General features: G+C 30.1%; 16 protein-coding genes and 1 tRNA gene. 7 read left to right on the forward strand and 10 right to left on the reverse strand.

Annotated elements, in window-relative coordinates; genetic code table 11:
• Positions 1–5: 5 nt before the first annotated feature.
• Genes TX50_RS05920 through TX50_RS05935 form a run of 4 tightly spaced genes read right to left on the reverse strand, consistent with a single transcriptional unit; the run spans position 6 to position 4,724 of the window.
• Positions 6–479 (reverse strand): methyltransferase family protein, encoded by a 474-nt coding sequence (locus TX50_RS05920; RefSeq protein WP_011132737.1) that lies wholly within the window; start codon positions 477–479, stop codon positions 6–8.
• Positions 480–489: 10 nt separating this feature from the next.
• Positions 490–3,663 carry an exodeoxyribonuclease V subunit gamma gene (locus TX50_RS05925; protein ID WP_011132738.1) on the reverse strand — a complete coding sequence of 1,058 codons (3,174 nt, stop codon included), beginning with the start codon at positions 3,661–3,663 and terminating at the stop codon, positions 490–492.
• A 17-nt stretch (positions 3,664–3,680) separates the two neighbouring features.
• Positions 3,681–3,998, reverse strand: coding sequence for an MgPME-cyclase complex family protein (locus TX50_RS05930; protein ID WP_011132739.1), 318 nt, complete (start codon positions 3,996–3,998; stop codon positions 3,681–3,683).
• Positions 3,999–4,007: 9 nt separating this feature from the next.
• On the reverse strand, positions 4,008–4,724 hold the full coding sequence (locus TX50_RS05935; protein ID WP_011132740.1) for a pyridoxine 5'-phosphate synthase: 717 nt from the start codon (positions 4,722–4,724) through the stop codon (positions 4,008–4,010).
• 159 nt (positions 4,725–4,883) lie between these two features.
• On the opposite strand from TX50_RS05935, the gene TX50_RS05940 reads away from it, so the two are divergent.
• Genes TX50_RS05940 through grxD form a run of 4 tightly spaced genes read left to right on the forward strand, consistent with a single transcriptional unit; the run spans position 4,884 to position 6,625 of the window.
• Positions 4,884–5,495, forward strand: a complete 612-nt coding sequence (locus tag TX50_RS05940; RefSeq protein WP_080503714.1) for a lysophospholipid acyltransferase family protein — start codon at positions 4,884–4,886, stop codon at positions 5,493–5,495.
• Between the two features lie 44 nt (positions 5,496–5,539).
• On the forward strand, positions 5,540–6,058 hold the full coding sequence (locus tag TX50_RS05945; RefSeq protein ID WP_036930320.1) for a hypothetical protein: 519 nt from the start codon (positions 5,540–5,542) through the stop codon (positions 6,056–6,058).
• A 9-nt stretch (positions 6,059–6,067) separates the two neighbouring features.
• Positions 6,068–6,298 (forward strand): BolA family protein, encoded by a 231-nt coding sequence (locus TX50_RS05950; RefSeq protein ID WP_011132743.1) that lies wholly within the window; start codon positions 6,068–6,070, stop codon positions 6,296–6,298.
• Positions 6,299–6,301: 3 nt separating this feature from the next.
• Entirely contained in the window at positions 6,302–6,625 is a 324-nt protein-coding gene (gene grxD / locus TX50_RS05955; RefSeq protein ID WP_011132744.1) for a Grx4 family monothiol glutaredoxin, read from the forward strand.
• Between the two features lie 49 nt (positions 6,626–6,674).
• Here grxD and TX50_RS05960 read toward each other — a convergent pair whose 3' ends face one another.
• Positions 6,675–6,944, reverse strand: coding sequence for a DUF6761 family protein (locus TX50_RS05960; protein ID WP_011132745.1), 270 nt, complete (start codon positions 6,942–6,944; stop codon positions 6,675–6,677).
• An 86-nt stretch (positions 6,945–7,030) separates the two neighbouring features.
• Here TX50_RS05960 and TX50_RS05965 point away from each other — a divergent pair, with 86 nt between their 5' ends.
• Entirely contained in the window at positions 7,031–7,768 is a 738-nt protein-coding gene (locus TX50_RS05965; protein WP_011132746.1) for a response regulator transcription factor, read from the forward strand.
• Here the strand turns inward: TX50_RS05965 and TX50_RS05970 are convergent.
• The 4 genes from TX50_RS05970 to TX50_RS05985 are packed head-to-tail and all read right to left on the reverse strand — an operon-like array spanning position 7,765 to position 11,377.
• A complete protein-coding gene (locus tag TX50_RS05970; RefSeq protein ID WP_225866748.1) occupies positions 7,765–8,229 on the reverse strand; it encodes a hypothetical protein in 465 nt (154 codons plus the stop codon). The two genes, TX50_RS05965 and TX50_RS05970, sit on opposite strands and share 4 nt — an antisense overlap.
• Before the next feature lie 54 nt (positions 8,230–8,283).
• Positions 8,284–9,828, reverse strand: a complete 1,545-nt coding sequence (crtH, locus tag TX50_RS05975; protein ID WP_036930317.1) for a carotenoid isomerase — start codon at positions 9,826–9,828, stop codon at positions 8,284–8,286.
• A 13-nt stretch (positions 9,829–9,841) separates the two neighbouring features.
• Positions 9,842–11,254 carry a methylenetetrahydrofolate--tRNA-(uracil(54)-C(5))-methyltransferase (FADH(2)-oxidizing) TrmFO gene (trmFO, locus tag TX50_RS05980; protein WP_011132749.1) on the reverse strand — a complete coding sequence of 471 codons (1,413 nt, stop codon included), beginning with the start codon at positions 11,252–11,254 and terminating at the stop codon, positions 9,842–9,844.
• Between the two features lie 6 nt (positions 11,255–11,260).
• Positions 11,261–11,377 (reverse strand): photosystem II protein Y, encoded by a 117-nt coding sequence (locus TX50_RS05985; protein WP_011132750.1) that lies wholly within the window; start codon positions 11,375–11,377, stop codon positions 11,261–11,263.
• A 174-nt stretch (positions 11,378–11,551) separates the two neighbouring features.
• Between TX50_RS05985 and TX50_RS05990 the strand changes: the two genes are divergently transcribed.
• Together TX50_RS05990 and TX50_RS05995 are read left to right on the forward strand one after the other, a co-directional pair.
• Positions 11,552–11,623 (forward strand) — tRNA-Lys (locus tag TX50_RS05990).
• Positions 11,624–12,185: 562 nt separating this feature from the next.
• On the forward strand, positions 12,186–12,293 hold the full coding sequence (locus TX50_RS05995; protein ID WP_011132751.1) for a high light inducible protein: 108 nt from the start codon (positions 12,186–12,188) through the stop codon (positions 12,291–12,293).
• A 449-nt stretch (positions 12,294–12,742) separates the two neighbouring features.
• Here the strand turns inward: TX50_RS05995 and TX50_RS06000 are convergent, their stop codons facing one another.
• Positions 12,743–13,873 carry a porin gene (locus TX50_RS06000; protein ID WP_042116108.1) on the reverse strand — a complete coding sequence of 377 codons (1,131 nt, stop codon included), beginning with the start codon at positions 13,871–13,873 and terminating at the stop codon, positions 12,743–12,745.
• Between the last annotated feature and the right edge of the window lie 54 nt (positions 13,874–13,927).

Raw genomic sequence — 13,927 nt, forward strand, 5'->3', positions numbered from 1 at the left:
TTAAGTTAATATTTAACCTTATCTGTATAAATAAAATAATTTTTAAATTTTTTATTTAAATATTTCTCTTCTAAAATTATCTTTAATTTAATTATTAAAGCAAGACTTATTGTTAAAAATAAATGATAAAAAGATAATTTAGTAATAAAAAAACCAAAAGATATCAGTATTAAAGAATAATACATAGGATGTCTAATGAAACTATAAATGCCTGAAGTAGTTAGATTGCCATTGACTGTAGGTCTTGGGAAAGGAGATAAATTTCTACCTAAGTCTTTAATTGAAATCAACATGACAATTGTTGAGATTATGATGAGTAAGAAACCCACAAAACTAAAGAAAAAATTAACTTGCATTATTTCTTTCTTAGGAATAAATTCCAAATGAATAAAATGAAGAATAATGATGAAGAACTGAAAAAGAACTAGGGAAAATTCATAAGATTTTTTAAGAAATCTTTTCAAATGTAATTTAGACATTATTTATTTTTTAATGCCTCAAATAAGGGGCCATATAATCTGAAAGATAAATCATCAAATTTATCATTTCCAAAAAAGAAGTCTCCTTCTTTTTTATTTCCAAAACACATTTAATTACACTATTATCTCTTTCTCCTTTGGTAAATGTTTTATTCCCTATCCATTTATCAGAAAAAGCTTTTTTCTCATTTTTAAATAGCTTTTTTGCTTCTACATATTTATATGTACTTTCTGGAGGGAGGGGTAAACATTTATCAGAGTAATTCTTAAAAATATTTATATATTCTTCTAATATTTTCTTTGATTGGAGTTGGCCTGGTGTTTGAAGAATTTCTGATTTATATTGATTTTCTTTTCTAAAAATTACTTTTGTCTTTGTTATCCTCTTTTCTAAAGAAGAAATAAAGAGTAACTTAATCCAAGCTTCTGACAAACTTTTCAAACTAAGTTTGGAATGAATCAATTCAATCACAACATTATCAGAAATTAAATATTCTTCTTTATTTGAATTTGATTTAACGTAAACTCTTTTTATATTTTTATCATTACTCAAATTTTCAACTAAACTTCCTAACAGGTTTTGTATCTCTTTTCCTTTTGTAAAAATACTATTTCTTGGCGCAATAATTCCATTTTCAAGAAATTGTTCGTTTATATTTAAATTTTTTAATTCATCAATAATGTCATAATTATCAATGTCTAGTTTCTGAATAACTTTAGTAACTAGTTTAAATTTCTGCAAATTACTTACATACTCTTCATCTGGATGATGATTAAATATTACTTTAGGAGAAATATTCTTTTTATTGAGCCAATAAAGCTGAGGAGCTTTAAACCAATAAATCAATTCAGATAATTTAAAGTCTTTACATTTATAAATTTTTTCTTCCCAATCTATTTTATTTAATAAAGAATATTGACTTTTTAAAAAATTACTATTATTAGGATTATCAACTTCTTCTTTCTCATAATCAAAGTATTTGATTATGGACTTTCTTTGTTTTACAGATAAAAAGCTCTCTAAATAGTTTATTAGTTCCTTAATAGGGAAGGAAATATCTAATATTTTATTATCTTTATCATTATTAACCCAAGAAACTATAAGTTGCTTTCTACAGGAAATTAATAACTCTAGGAAAAAGTATTTTTCTCTATCAAAAGAAGATGGATCCCCAAGAAGGTATTTTTTAGTTAGCAAATTTATATTTTCATTACTCGATAATCTTGGATAATAAATACTATTCATATTTATCAAGAAGATAATCTTACGAGGAATTAGCCTAACCTTCTCAATATCACTTACTAATATCTTATTTATATAAGATTGATTTCTATAGTTAAGTTTATTTATACATGTAATTAATATTTCTCTAAAAACATTCAACACAATTACTTTATCAGATGTTGAAGATATTAAATAATTATCAAGAATTCTATTTATTTCATATATATCTAAATTAAAATTATCATTAAAATTTCTAATTTTTTTAAGTATAAATTTAATCTTTTTAACCCAATCTGAATAATTAAAAGATCCTCTTAGTAAATTAATATATTGTTTTAATTGAACTAAAATTTTAACCCATTTATTCAAGTCCAAGCTTGAATTCTTAGGGGTAAATGATTTAAGGTTAGAATTATTTAAACTAAATTGTTCATCATAAACTAGACCTAAAGTAATTCTATTTATACACCACTCTAAAGTATTTTTTTCTTCACCCAACCTTTCGTTAGTATCTAATCCCCAATGAAAACCAACTTCATTTAGTATTAAAATAATCTCATTTTTCTCATCAATATCAAAATCAAAAATATTCTGATTAACTTTTTTAGAAAGAAAATATTCTATTTTTTCAAGCGTAATTTTCTCATTTGCTAATTCAATAATATCAAGTAAGAAATTATATACATTTGAAGAATCCTCAAAATTATCTTCAAGAAATAAATGAGGTAGCTTTTGTCCGTTTATTAATTCATTATTAAAAATATACTTAAGATAAGGTTTTATTAAACTAGTTTGAGGAGATACTATAGCGATATCACTGTATTTAACATTATCGCAAGCTTCTAATATTTCTATGACTTTATTTCTTACATACTCTAATTGACTTAATTGATTAAAATGCTCCCTAAAAATAATTGACTCATCCTTTTCATTTATCATAAAATCATCTTGACTATTATCAATTAATCTTTTCTGAATTTGATTAATCAAAGGTATATCCTTCTCACTTGTAAAACTAAACGTTGGATCAATATATATTGAATTATTGTTTATTTTTATATTTTCAATATTAGAAGTTTCCTCAATTAATTTCTGATAATTAGCTCCAAATTTGCCAAATATTTTTTCGATATTTGAACTATTTAAATTAAATTTGCTCTCAATAGAACTAAAATCAACCTCTCCCTCAAGAGAATTTATTCTATTCCACAAATTATCTCCAGCAGAGAGTAAGTATAAATTAACCTTAGTAAATTCTGCTAATTTAGAATAAAAGCTAACATGTAATCTTGATAAATTGTTATCAGAAATAATATATATTTGTCTAGGTAATAGATTTTCTTCATTATGTATTTTTTTAATATTATTTATTATGTCAATCATGAATAAACATGAAGGTTTCTCGGTCATTTTTTTCTCAAGTAATTTATATAAAATTGGTTGCCAATATTCATTTGAATTTAAATTATTAAAAAGATTTCGTGAACTCAACTCATATCTATGCCAATTAGCTATCATCTCAGGCCTGAAAATTAAATACTCAATAAAATTATTTGCAATCTTTTTGATTAAGTTGTGAATATCCCCATCAATTATCTTTTTATTGTTTAAATATTTATTAATCCAATTACTTAGCGGTAATGATTCTTCATAGCTGTTTAATTCTTCAAATGAATCTATAATTCCCCATTTTATTGAATCAAAATTCCATACTCCCATATCAATTGCCGGGAAAATTTTTGTCAATATTGCTTCGGTATAACTTGATATAGTCTTAAATTCATAAAGAGCACTTATTTGATTACTTATTGTTATTTGGTCCCATAACCACTTCCCTAAAAAATAATTAGGAACTGCTACATCTAGTTTTTCTGTTATAAAAGGGGGGCTAATTATTAATTCTTTTGCTAATAGCTCAGTAATAACTTCAATTTTGTTTGATTTATAAATATTAAGCAATTTTCTTTTATTATTTTTTACTCAACTTTAAAAGGGTCATTAATTTCACTATTAGGGCATTCAAATTCTCCTACCGCAACAAATTCTAAGCGAAGCTTTAAGAAGGTAATAAATTTTTTATCTGTAGAGATAACGGCTGCAGGAGTATTAGGGATTTTTTTAGATAAATCTAAAAATGCCGACGATTTCAAAAAAGATGGATTCTTTAAAAGCCAAAAATCTATTTCCTTTTTGTTTTCTTTATAGTTTCGAATCCTTTCTTTTAAAATCTCTTCAAGAGGTTCTTCAACTGTTAAAAATTTCTCACTTGCTGCAACGAAAAAATAAGTTGTCATTTTAAATAATTAATTTATTGAAATTAAAGTCTTCATTTCGCGTACAGCTCTTTCTAGACCTACCGCTAAAGCCCTTGAAACAATACTATGTCCAATGTTTAACTCATTCATATTGTTAATTGATGCAATCTTTTTTACATTCTGATAATTCAGTCCATGCCCTGCATTAACGATTAATCCAATATCTACAGCATAATACGAAGATTCAATAATTTTTTGAAGCTCTACATATTGATCTTGTCCTTTTAAACCAGCATATTTGCCAGTATGTAATTCTATAAAATCAAATCCTATTTCTCCTGAAGAATTAATCTGATCATTTGCAGGATCTATAAATGCGCTTACTTCAATATTGGAACTTTTTAAACTATTAACGTAGTTTTTAAGGTATTTCTCATTATTTTTGACATCTAACCCCCCCTCTGTGGTAATTTCCTTTCTTTTCTCTGGTACAAGTGTTACGTAATCTGGAAGTAACTTTTTTGAAATTCTCAACATTTCTTCAGTCGCCGCCATCTCTAGATTGAGTTTCGTTTTAATAGTATCTTTCAAAAGATATATATCTCGATCTTGTATGTGCCTTCTATCTTCTCTTAAGTGAATTGTTATAGAATCAGCTCCGCCTAATTCTGCTAAAAAAGCAAATTGAACAGGATCTGGTTCTACAGTCTGCCTAGCCTGCCTGACATTTGCAATATGATCTATATTTACTCCTAATTTTGCCATAAATTGATAACTCTTTGATTTAGACAATTTACTAACCGACTAATTCTAGCTAATAAAAAATTACAATCCTATAATTTAATAATATAAAATAAATTGAATTTGAAAAATAAGAATATTAATATTTGCCATGAAATTAACCCTTTTTTGGGACTTATCGCAATGTTTATAACCCAAGATATCGTTATGAAAATATTTTTTAAAAAAAAGAAAATAATTAATAATAAGTTTCTAATCCCCAATAACAGTTCCGTTATTTTAGCCCCAACCCATAGATCGAGGTGGGATGGATTAATTCTTACTATGGCGATGGGTAGGAGAGTCACCAAAAAGGATTGTAGATTTATGGTCACAAAATCTGAGATGATTGGTATTCAGGGTTGGTTTTTAAAAAGACTTGGTTGTTTTTCAATAAATCAATTATCTCCTTCTCTTGCTGTCTTGCGATATGCTGTTGATCTGATCGTCAAAAAAAAGCAGTTAGTTGTTTTTCCAGAAGGAAAAATTAATAAACATGGAAAAAAAATTGTCCTAAAAGAAGGAGTATTTAGATTAGCCCAATTAGCTAAAAAAAAAGCAGCCTTTATAACTATAATTCCTATCGGTATAGCCTACAGTGAGGTAAATCCAAAATTTAGAGGCAATGTTTCTCTATGTGTTGGAGAACCTTTAATCATTAGTGACAAAATAAACTTTTCTATAAATGAATTTAATGAAATATTGCACGAAAAAATGACATCCGCCGAAAACGAAGCTCTAAAAATAGTCGGTTGATGAATCCATTATCAGTTAGTATTGAAACTAATAAATACGACAACATGAAAGTCTTAAAGTTAATTCCGATTATTTTTATATCTTTAGGAATATTTTCCCCTACTAATACTGTTTATGCAGATAGTGATGATCCAAACAATTATAAAGTCCTTAAAAGCACCAATAAAAGGCTTTCAATTACAAACGTAGAAGCCCTCTTAAGAGAAGGTGATAATCTAATAAAATCTGGTGAGATTGAAAAAGCAAAAGATTCTTTTGATAAGGCAAGAAATTTAGCAAAAAAACTAGCAGGATTTTACGGGGATTTAAATGGCTCGTTTAAAGGGTTAGATGCCAGGATCCCAAGGGAGATGACAGAAAAAGGTAAGAATTCATTAAAAATTTGGGCAGAATCAAATGAAAGATTAGCTGCAGTATATAAAAGTAAAAATCAACCCGAAGTCGCTGTACCTTTACTTGTAGAAATAATCAGATTAATGTCGCCTGCCAGCTCAGAAGGTAAAGAAGCTTATAAAGAATTGGTTCAACTTGGTTTTGTTGAAACACCCTACAAAGGATTATAGGAATCAATAATGGCTACTAAAAGTGAGGTAATTAACTTAATAAAGCAAAAAATAGTTGATTCTGAAGTTTATGTTGAGAATCTAAAAGGAGATGATCATTTGCAAGTAACTGTAATTTCATCTGAATTCAATGGATTATCATTAGTTAAACAACATCAGCTAGTCTATTCTGCACTTAAAGAAGAATTAGCTTCAGAGGCTATCCATGCGTTAGCTCTAAAAACAGAAACTCCTAATTAAATTATGGAAAACCCTACCAAAAATAAAATTCAAAACCTAATTGACCTTAATCCAGTTATGGTTTTTATGAAAGGAACTAAATTAATGCCTCAATGTGGGTTTTCTAATAATGTAGTTCAAATTCTTAATTCACTTGGAGTGACATTTAATACATTTGATGTCTTAAGTGATTTTGAAATAAGAGAAGGTATTAAAGAGTATTCGGAATGGCCAACAATACCTCAAGTTTATTTAAAAGGAGAATTCTTAGGTGGTTCAGATATTCTTATCGAGATGTACAACGCAGGTACATTGAAAGAAAAGATCGAGATTGCATTAGCTTCTTAAAATATTTACTAAGTATAAATACTAAATTTAGTTAATAAAAATTAATATTTTAAATCTTTTTTTTATCAAAAAAACCTTTATTTTCATCTCCATCTGGATTTATAAAACTGGATGGATCTAATATCCATCTTTCAATTAATCTTTCTAATTTCTCTTGATCTTTTAGCTCTAAACTATTGCAATTCCTCAAAGCTTGGAGATAACCATCACTGTATAATTTCAAGTCTGAGGGAGTATGAAATCTAGTTACTAAGTCTTGGCAACTATCGCAGATTGATTGAAAATGGCGAATTGCTACTGGATTTTCAAATGATGTCATAATTCGATAGATTCTGATTTTTATTTAGCATTTGTTATACCTTATTAAGGATGATTAAAAATTGCCTGGCCAAACAGTAATTAAGAATGCAATCAACTGAGCAAATCTCAGCTTCAGCTCCTGGCAGCTCCCAATTGCCCTCGACCTCTCAAACACCTTCGAGAGTTCTTGTTGTTGAACCTCACCCCACACTAAGAACAGTCTTAGTACAAAGACTTCGTCAAGACGGTCATTTAGCAGCCGCCGTAGGATCAGCTATTGAAGCTGTTGACTTATGCAGAGAGCAATCTCCTGACCTGCTTGTAAGTGCTGAGATATTAGAACAAAATACTGCAATGAGGTTAGCTCAACAACTAGGTTGCTCAGTTATAGTTCTAACAGCAAGATCTGGGGTAGAACCATTAGTCAGCCTATTAGATGAGGGGGCTGATGATGTTCTAAGAAAACCTTTTGGATTAGAGGAGTTAGCCGCAAGATGCAGAACTCTTCTAAAGAGGGGTCGTATAGGTTTACAAGAGAAAGTTGCAGTAGGTCCTTTAGAAGTTCATTTACTTTTAAGACAAGTAACTCTAAGCGAGAAGCCTGTAGAATTAAGCCCTAGAGAGTTTGCATTGCTTTGTGCTTTACTTATGCCCCCTGGCATGGTTCGAAGTCGCCAAGAGCTTCTAAGATTGGCATGGCCGCCATTTAGTGGAGGACCAAGATCTGTAGATACTCAAGTTCTGACATTGCGTAGAAAATTAGAGCAAGCAGGATTAGGAGAAGGAGGAGGTATAACCACAGTTCGACAGCAAGGATATAGATTTAGTATTGATAGTATTTAAATTATAAAAGCTATTAGTTCACCTATAATCATTAATATAGACATGTATGTTAGTAGTTTATATGTCCATAAGGGTGAAATGTATGATAATTTATCGATATTTAACTTTGTCTTTTCCTCAATTATAGATACAAACCTTTCAAAATTTTCAACCCTTTGCGGAACAAGAAAACTTTCATTTTTATTACTAATGAAATAATGTATATTACTTCCTTGGCTGGTTGGCAAAGATTTAATTAATTTAATATCTTTCCAAAAAATTTCCCAATTTTTTTTTCCAAAAATTTTAGAAATAAAGCTTGTTTTATAAGAAATTTTTTTATCACAGGTATCCACATAATCATTTGTAATATTGATAATCAAAAGTAACCCAAAGAAAAAAGTAATTATTGAGAATATTTTTAATTTTTCACTTGAAATAAACGGGATAGGACATGTAAGCGCTAAATACAATGAAATCAAAGAACTTTTAACAAAAAAAAGAGTTTTGAACTTTTCTACCATCTGATTGATCTTTTAGTCTGGTAAATTAAAACTATTTATATTTAATTTAGATCCTATTTTATGAGCGCAAGCATAACCACTAAAAGCAACTGCATTAAGACCTTGTCCTGGAAAACATGAATCTCCAACGCAATAAAGGTTTTTAATTTTTGTAGTATTGAATGGCATAGGAAGTAATCCAAGCAATTTTTTATTAGGAATTGGTCCATAACTGCCTTGGAATCTACCAAGAAATTTTCTATGAGTTCTTGGAGTTCCTATCTCTTTATGATCAATATTTTGATCTAAGTTAGGAATTATTTTAGAAATTTTTTCTATAAGGAATGAATAATAAACTTGCTTCTTTTTAAGATAATCTTCTCGTGAGAGGTCTTCCCATTCTTCGATTGATGAAGGAGTAAATGCATGGATAATATGTTTACCTTCTGGAGCCAAGGACGGATCTAGTATTGTAGGTATGGAAATGAAAATCACCCCTTTTTCATTCTCTAATTCATCCCAATTCTCAACAATTATATGATGACAATTAAAGTCTTTATTTATTAAATCTTTTGTAACTCCAAGATGAATTGAGACGAAAGAGGGAGAAGGCTTATAAGTTTCAGACCACTTATTTTCACTTTTTGGTACTTGATCACTTTTAATTAAACCTTTTTTAAGATTATCAAGCCCAAAAGTATCCCATCTTGTGGAATTGGATACAACAATATTCGTGTAAATTTCTTCTCCATTTAATAGCTTTACTCCTACTGCCTTTCCATCTTTTAATAGTATTTCAGTCACATTAGCTCTGTAACGAATTTTACTTCCAAGTCTTTCTAACCCAGAAACTAATTTTTCTGCAATCTTGCCAACTCCACCTTTTGGATAATTAATTCCTCCAGCATGTCTATCAGTAAAAACCATTCCAGCATTGATCATAGGAGTTTTAAGGGCTGGCATTACTGACCAACAAAAACACTCAATATCAATAAATTTTAAAAGTTCAGGATCCTTAATAAACTTTCTAGCAACATCTCCTGCATTTATTGGAAGCCATCTAGCCAAACCTAAGCAAGATAATGGCGCCTTAAAGAATACCTTAAAAAGATAACTAGGATCCTCTATTGATAAGAGAGGGATGGAATCTAAACAATTAAAAACCTTTTTACATGTTCCATAAAATTTGTTTATGCCCTCCTTCTCATGAGGAAAACGTGCTGATAAGGTACTGATAAATTTTTGATAACTTTTATCTACAGAAATACTAAGTTTATTTGGGAGATGATATTCAAGTTGAACTGGATCGGGAATAGTTTCACATTTCTCATTTACATCTTTCAGGGCACGAGTTAACAAATTTGTATAACCTTTCTCTCCAAACCCAAAAATCATTGAAGCGCCTACATCGAAAGTATAACCATTTCTTTTAAATGAACCTCCACTTCCCCCTGGAATAATATATTTTTCAAGCACTAGGACTTTGGCTCCTTTAGCAGCTAATTGTGATGCTGTTACTAAACCTCCTATACCTGAACCAACAATAATTGCATCGAAATTTTCTTTATTTAATTTCATTTTTGATTTCATTTTAATTAATCTCAACAAGTAATTGATCATTTTTAAAAGATGCATCTAATACTTTTTTAAATACTTGCAATTCCTTTAGTGACCTTTCTTGATATGCCTTATATCTTAATTTTTTATCTTTTATTTTATTAGTTAATTCTGGAACTAAACCAAATGAAGCAGGCATTGGTTGAAATTTATTTTTTTTCTGATTGGACATGATTTCATTTCTATTACTAATGAAGTTCATTAGAGACCCAATCATTGATTCGTTAGGAAAAGTCACTAGATTTTTATTTTTGGCTAATAATGAAGCGTTTATTCCAGCCAACAAACCTCCAGCAGCAGCTGCTGCATATCCCTCTGTACCTGTTATTTGACCAGCGGCAAAAAGAGTTTCTCTTTTCAAAAATTGAAGTGTTGGTAGAAGTAATTTAGGGGATTCTAAAAATGTATTTCTATGCATTACTCCAAAACGTACAAACTCAGCTTTTTCTAGGCCTGGTATCATCCTAAATATTCTTTTTTGCTCTGACCATTTCAGATTAGTTTGAAAACCAACCATGTTTAGTAATTTACCTTCAAGATCCTCTTTTCTTAATTGAACAATTGCATGAGGTCTTTTTTTTAATCTATTTTCCCTATCAAATAAATCCCCCCAATTTGGATTCCATAAGCCAATAGATTTCAAAGGTCCATATCTCATCGTTTCAATACCCCTTCTAGCTATTTCCTCTATTGGTAAACAAGCTTCAAAAAAATTTGCAGATTCTTTATCGAAATCTTTTAAAGAAGCTTGTTCTCCATTTATCAATGCATTTCTAAAATTAAAATAATCCAATTTATTAATTGGACAATTTAAATATGCAGGATCTCCTTTATCGTATCTACTTGCCTTAAAAACAATTTCATGATTTATACTATCCCCATAAATAATTGGACTTGCTGCATCAAAAAAATGACAAGAATCAATACCTGTAAATTTTTTAATCTTAGTAGCTAGTTCATCAGATGTTAATGGTCCTGTTGCCAGTACAGTAATATTTTTTTTATTTGGAAGATCAAGTTGCTCAAATCTGCTTATTTCCACGAAAGGATGAGCAGATAATGTTTGTGTTAATGATTTACTAAATTTTGATCTGTCAACAGCTAAAGCGCCACCAGCGGGCACAGAAAATTTATCAGCTGTTTGAATTATCAATGAATTAAAAGTCCTCAATTCTTCTTGTAGTAAACCTGCTGCCCTATCTGCGCTCAAAGCTCCAAAACTGTTACTACAAACTAGTTCTGCAAATTCACTCGTATGATGGGCTGGAGTTGAATTAAGGGGCCTCATTTCTACAAGTTTTACTGCTATCCCAGAATTAGCTATTTGCCAGGCAGCTTCACAGCCCGCTAGTCCTGCTCCTATTACAATTACTTGTTTATCTATCAAATCGAATTAGTCCTTTCCCAAAAAGTCTCTGTTAAATTGTTCTCTGGCAGGTTTTTGGATGTTAAAGACAACCCAAGCTAATGCGGCAATAATTGGTGCGAAAACTACAATTGCTCTTAACATTTTAAATATTCAATAATTCATATACTACTTTACCTATCATCTACAAATAAAGAGAGTATTTTTAATTTTTATATCATAAGTTAAGAATTGTATTTCAATTGTTCAACTTAGGATATTAAGTTGTTTTTTTTACCTTTAGAAGGGATAATTTCATATGTACTCAATTTTACAACTGGGTCGCTAGCTCAGCGGTAGAGCATCCGGCTTTTAACCGGCTGGTCCTGAGTTCGAATCTCAGGCGACCCACATTTAAAAATTGAGTCTGTATTAATAGTCCAAATGAATTTTAAAGGTTACATATTTGGTTGAATTATAAATAAAAACATTCTCAAGTTTATGCGGCTATATCTAATTGATTGGTCATTTCAATAAGAACAAAAATCAGCTATTACCTACAAATTAATTCGGTCAATATCAGTAATGAAGGGAAGTAAAATAAATAATTGGACGGATTTATATTAAAATAAACATTTAAGATCCTGCAAAACGTTTGAGGGGAATTACTTGTAGATATAAAGATATAGAAAAGATGTAGCTGTAGTATTTAAAGTTTTCAATACCTGAAAAAATTTTTTTAATATTACTTTTTACTTCAAACCAGTATAAAAAAAACGAAGAACTTGCTTCTTTACTTAAGTGGAAATTATTTGAGGTTAAGCATGAAAATAATATACATTTATGTATCAAATATGTCTTTTATTCATACAAAGCCCGAATTTACCTGGAATTTCTAGTTAAAATCTTCAAATAATTTACAAACCTTCATATATCCTGTTACACTATTTAATATAAAAACACTTTAATTATCATGACTCCTGAAGCAGAACGTTTTAATGGTTGGGCAGCAATGTTAGGTTTCGTAGCAGCTGTTGGTGCTTATGTAACTACTGGTCAAATCATTCCAGGTTGGTTCTAAATCTTAACGATTTAGGATTGAAAGTATTGGCACGTTGTTCTACTATTTTCTTTAAATTTAAATTATTTATTTCTGATAATAAATTCTTCATTAATATATAAATTTATTCCAGATTATATTAGTCCTTCTTATTTAAGTAAGGGCTTTTTTTCAATTTTGTCTAAGCAACTTGAACAAAGCAAATGTCCCTTTTTAGTCCAAAATGACTTAGTTGATCTTTCAATATCTTTTCTGCAAATTAGACATTTAAATATGGGGGCCATTGAAATTAATTCTTCGTATTTTCAATCATTCAATTAAAATTTAAGCTTTTTAATAAAATCTAGTTGATTTATTTTATTAATCGACAATAAATTGTTTTTAAATATCTAATAGTAGTATTTTTAACAATAAAAAAGATCTGCAATAAAGCAGATCTTTCTTTGTATGTAAGATTTTCTAATTAATAATTAGAAAGAGAATGAAGTTTTAACAGCTACTCCTGTTAAATCATCACCAGCTGTCTCCTCGATAAATATACCAGGTGTAATAGTCATGGCATCATTTACTGGATAAGAGTAAGACGCTTCATATATAAGATACTCAGTTACACTGTCAGCAAAAAGTCCAGTAGTTGCTGCACCAACGTTTACTGAACCAGGGCCAACTTCTGAGAAGCTTAGACCAACGAAGTATCCAGAACTATCAGTTCCGCCTGTTTCTGAAGTTTCATAACCAACACTTAGGCTTGCTAAATCAAAAGTGTAGAAACCGTTAAGACCCCATGTTGTTGTCTCAGCGCCTGTTCCACCATCATCAATAGCATATCCAACAGCTACTCCGTAACTGTCTGTTGAATAAGCAACATTAAGACCGTATAAGTCAGCATCATCACCTACGATTTCAGTTGTTGGGGATGATATTCCACCAGCTATTGAGAATCCAGAATCAAATGCATAACCTAAAGATGCTGCAACACCTTTACCACCAGCACCTATAGAGTTACCAGTACCACAGTCGTCTAATGTTGTATCAGTGAATGCACTGTAAGTACAAGCTCCTGTGTATGTAGCACTAACGTCAGTTGCATCACCAACTACCATTGTTGCTCCACCAACAGGGAATGAATAAGTAACACCATCAACAACTAAGGAAGTTCCAGTGTCGAAACCCATTTTTGCTCCAATAGGTGAAGCTGTTGCACTACCGTTGTCAATAGCTATGTCAAGTGAATCTTCACCTGTGAAACTTGTTGATAAACCAATATTGAATTGGAAGTCAAAACCTGTTTCTTCGCCTTGACCAGTAGTAGCAGATGCATTACCGTCGATAGCACCTAAAACAGCGTCAACGCTAAATGATGCTGTAGTTGTTTGTGAGAAGCCACCATCTGAGCTCCCACTATCAACTAAACCTTCACCACCAGCAAGTAAAGAATTATTCTTTGGTTCATCATTTACAAATGCATTAGCGAGGTCAAGATGCTCTAGATTAGAGTATTTTGAGATATCGTTTAAGTTTGCCTCGCCAGCAAACGTTGAAAATGGAGCTAGTAGCCCAATCGTTGCTGGAGCTACCAACAAGCTTTTAAAAAGCTTCATAAAAATCCTCACACAATTTGAGTAATTTAAAAATAATCTATTTGCCTAGAATTA

Origin of the sequence: Prochlorococcus marinus subsp. pastoris str. CCMP1986 (genome assembly GCF_000011465.1) — a bacterium.
GTDB classification, from domain to species: Bacteria; Cyanobacteriota; Cyanobacteriia; order PCC-6307; family Cyanobiaceae; genus Prochlorococcus_A; species Prochlorococcus_A pastoris.